Origin of the sequence: Sphingopyxis solisilvae, assembly GCF_015475875.1 — a bacterium.
Classification (GTDB): Bacteria; Pseudomonadota; Alphaproteobacteria; order Sphingomonadales; family Sphingomonadaceae; genus Sphingopyxis; species Sphingopyxis solisilvae.
Window position 1 is genome coordinate 1 of record NZ_JADKYM010000046.1, and the last position, 3,675, is coordinate 3,675.

At 64.5% G+C, this 3,675-nt stretch carries 4 protein-coding genes; 2 read left to right on the plus strand and 2 right to left on the minus strand.

Going from position 1 to position 3,675, the window contains the following annotated elements; all coding sequences use genetic code 11:
* The first annotated feature begins 192 nt into the window (after positions 1 to 192).
* On the plus strand, positions 193 to 654 hold the full coding sequence (locus IR187_RS16620; protein WP_228766016.1) for a PilZ domain-containing protein: 462 nt from the start codon (positions 193 to 195) through the stop codon (positions 652 to 654).
* An 89-nt stretch (positions 655 to 743) separates the two neighbouring features.
* Here IR187_RS16620 and ctrA read toward each other — a convergent pair whose 3' ends face one another.
* Both ctrA and IR187_RS16630 read right to left on the minus strand, forming a co-directional pair.
* The gene (ctrA, locus tag IR187_RS16625; RefSeq protein ID WP_058457016.1) at positions 744 to 1,451 is read right to left on the minus strand and encodes a response regulator transcription factor CtrA; all 708 of its coding nucleotides are present in this window, start codon (positions 1,449 to 1,451) and stop codon (positions 744 to 746) included.
* A gap of 209 nt (positions 1,452 to 1,660) precedes the next feature.
* A complete protein-coding gene (locus IR187_RS16630) occupies positions 1,661 to 2,587 on the minus strand; it encodes a LysR family transcriptional regulator (protein WP_194955684.1) in 927 nt (308 codons plus the stop codon).
* Between the two features lie 257 nt (positions 2,588 to 2,844).
* Here IR187_RS16630 and IR187_RS16635 point away from each other — a divergent pair, with 257 nt between their 5' ends.
* Positions 2,845 to 3,543, plus strand: a complete 699-nt coding sequence (locus IR187_RS16635; RefSeq protein ID WP_194955685.1) for a pirin family protein — start codon at positions 2,845 to 2,847, stop codon at positions 3,541 to 3,543.
* The last annotated feature ends 132 nt before the right edge of the window (positions 3,544 to 3,675 follow it).

Sequence of the window (3,675 nt, forward strand, 5' to 3'; positions counted from 1 at the left end):
CTGTCGCCCGAGGGCGCGACCTCGCTCGGCATCGACACCGGCGCGCGCGCCGCAGCGGAGGGGCCGTTTCCCTTTTGGCGGCGATAGGTCCCGTCAAACCTTACCGAACACGCTATACAAAATTTAACCCTCCGCGGTTATGACAAGAGCGGGACCATGATATTCGGCGGACGTGGGGGTCGGCCGTCAGTGATGGGTCGCACCATGTCCAATCCCGAGGCTCCCCCGGCCTCATCACCGCCCGACGAAAAGCGCCAGCCGCGCCAGTCGCGATTGGTGAAGGCGGCCCTTGCCTGTACCCGGCTGGGCCAGTTCGACGTCACCATCCGCAATGTTTCGGAAACCGGCATTGGCGGCCAGGCACCCGGCACCCTGCAAATCGGCGAGCGCGTCACCGTTTTTCTGCCCGGCCATGAAACGATGCTGGGCACGGTGCGCTGGGTCGCGGGCAACCGTTTCGGGATCGAAACCGATCAGCCGGTCGAAGCGAGCCGACTGCGCGCCGCCCACGGCGCAGGCGCAGCTGCCGGCGAAGCCGTTGCGGGGTTCGAGATCATTCCGCCGCCGACCGCCCCGGCACGCCGTCCCGGACTGGTGCTCGGCGCGGCCCAACCCGCGCAATTCGGGCGCAGCATCTGGATCGACAAACGATAGGATACCGCCACGCCGCACAAAGGAAAACCGGCGCGGATTGCTCCACGCCGGTTTCCCTCGGTTAACTTGTGCGTGCGATGCGCGATGCGTCAGGCGACGCGGCGCACCTCATTGCCTTCGTCGTCGATGTCGCGAAGGACATAACCGCGGCCCCAGACCGTTTCGATATAATTTTCGCCGCCGCAGGCCAGCGCGAGCTTCTTGCGCAGCTTGCAGATAAAGACGTCGATGATCTTGAGCTCGGGCTCGTCCATGCCGCCATAGAGGTGGTTCAGGAACATTTCCTTGGTCAGCGTCGTGCCCTTGCGGAGCGAGAGCAGTTCCAGCATCTGATATTCCTTGCCGGTCAGATGCACGCGGACGCTGTCAACCTCGACCGTCTTGGTGTCGAGGTTGACCGCCAGCTTGCCAGTCTTGATGACGCTCTGGCTGTGGCCTTTCGAGCGGCGAACGACGGCGTGGATGCGGGCGACGAGCTCGTCGCGGTGGAACGGCTTGGTCACATAATCGTCGGCGCCAAAGCCGAACGAGCGCACCTTGCTGTCCATTTCGGAAATGCCCGACAGGATCAGCACCGGCGTCTGCACCTTTGCCGTGCGCAGTTTTTTCAGCACGTCATAGCCGTGCATGTCGGGCAGGTTCAGGTCGAGCAGGATGATGTCGTAATCATAGAGCTTACCCAGGTCCAAGCCTTCTTCACCCAGATCGGTGGTGTAGACGTTGAAGCCCTCGGTGGTGAGCATCGTGTCGATCGCCTTGGCGGTCGTCGGCTCGTCCTCGATCAGCAATACGCGCATTGGGCACCCCTTGATTGTTTCCCACGATAGCCCTGCCTTTCGACCGCATGGCTATCTTGTGCGATGCCACCGACCGACCCCTGTTGCGGACTGCCGGAACATTAACCACGAAACTAATGAAGGGAAAAGGTTAATTTTGATTTAACCCGCAGGAATCCACGAGTCGCGGGGAATCGCCGATGACCTCGGCGGACCTTTGGCGGGTAATTTCATGCCGTCGAAGCGGTCGTCACGACGGCGTTGCACGACCGTTTCAGCGTCTCGACCAGATGGTCGGCAAGCGCGCGCACGCGCGCCGGACGCAGGCGTGATGGTGGCGAAAGCAGGTGAAGAAAGGCTTGCGGCGTCGCCCAGTCGGTCAGGATGCGAACCACCTCGCCCTGCGCCAGCGCTTCCTCAGCGATAAAGTCGGGCAGCGCCGCCACGCCGCCGCCCGCTGCCAGCAAGGGAATCATGATGTCGCCGTTGTTGGCGAACAACGGCCCGGTCGGAATGACCGTCGCCTCCTCGCCGCCCCGGTGAAAGCGCAGCGGCATCGCGCGCTCGCGGTGGCCATAGCCGATCAGCCGATGGCTGGCGAGGTCGAGCGGATGGCGCGGGGTGCCGTGCTTTTCCAGATAGGCCGGGCTGGCGATGACCGACGCCGTTACCGGAGCGATCGTACGCGCAAGCAGGCTGCTGTCCTCCATGGTCGCTATCCGCAGCCCGAGGTCGATCCCCTCCGCCACCAGGTCGTGGCGCGCGTCGCTCAGCATCACTTCGATCTCGACCGCGGGGTGCAGGTCGAGAAAAGCCGCGATCGGGCCGCCGAGAACCTTGATCCCGAAACTCATCGGGGCGGCCAGCCGGATCGGTCCCGCCAGATCGGCGCGGTCGCCGCGCGCGCCCTCGGTCGCTGCCGTCGCCGCCGCGACCATCGCCTGCGCCTCGCCCAGCAGCCGCTCGCCCGCGGTCGACACGGTGACGACGCGCGAGCTGCGGTGGAGCAATGCGATGCCGAGCGACGTTTCGAGGCGCGTCACCGCCTTGGAGACGCTCGCCTTTGACATGCCGAGCGATGTGGCGGCGGCGGTAAAGCTGCCGCTGTCGGCGACCGCCGCGAAGCAGGCCCAGCCTTCGTAATCGGGTAGTGACATTCCGACGCTCCGTTTCTCGACAACATGATCGCTCCACCAACCGGGTCATTACGAGCGAAGCGAAGCAATCCAGAGCGGTTTACGCCTGTTCTGGATTGCCGCGTCGCTTCGCTCCTCGCAATGACGATTGATGCAAATATGGAAACGATCAATTTCCATCTATGCTATTTCAGAAACAATCCCAATCGCTATCTTGTCCTCAACAAAGGCGCTGCCGGGCATCCCGCCAGGCGCGGCGCGACAGAAAGGACAAGGCCATGATCGATATTCGCAAATTCGACACGCTGGGCCATGCCAACCACGGCTGGCTCGATGCGCGCCACCATTTTTCCTTTGCCAACTATTATGACGAGAGCCGGATGGGCTGGGGCGCGCTGCGCGTGTGGAACGACGATGCCATTGCGGCGCAGTCGGGTTTTCCGCCGCACCCGCATCGCGACATGGAAATCATCACCTATGTCCGGACCGGCGCGATCAGCCATCGCGACAGCATGGGCAATGCCGGACGCACCGCCGCGGGCGACGTTCAGGTGATGAGCGCCGGCACCGGGGTGACGCACAGCGAGTTCAACCTGGAGGACGAGGAAACGACGCTGTTCCAGATCTGGATCATTCCCGATCGCGCCGGCGGCAATCCCGGCTGGGGCGCGCGCCAGTTTCCGCAGGCCGACCGGTCGGGCCGGTTCGTCACGCTGGCGAGCGGCATCGACGGCGACGACGACGCGCTGCCGATCCGCGCCGACGCCCGTGTGGCGGCGGCGACGGTCAATGCCGGGGAAAGCGTCAGCTATGACCTCGGCGCCGGGCGTCACGCCTATCTGGTCGCCGCCAAGGGCCGCATCCGCGTCAACGGCGAGGATGCCGATCCCCGCGACGGCATCGCGATCCGCGACCTTGATCGCATCACCGTCGAGGCGCTCGACGACGCCGAGCTGGTGCTCGTCGACAGCCTCTGACCCCCGGGCCGCCGCGCTTCCCCTCCCCCTCCCGGCGCGCGGCGCGGCTGGCAAAAGCCTTGGAAATGCGCGCACCGGAAAAATTGGCACAGCCTTTGCTTTACAAGGGTCAGAAACACGGGGACCAACCCG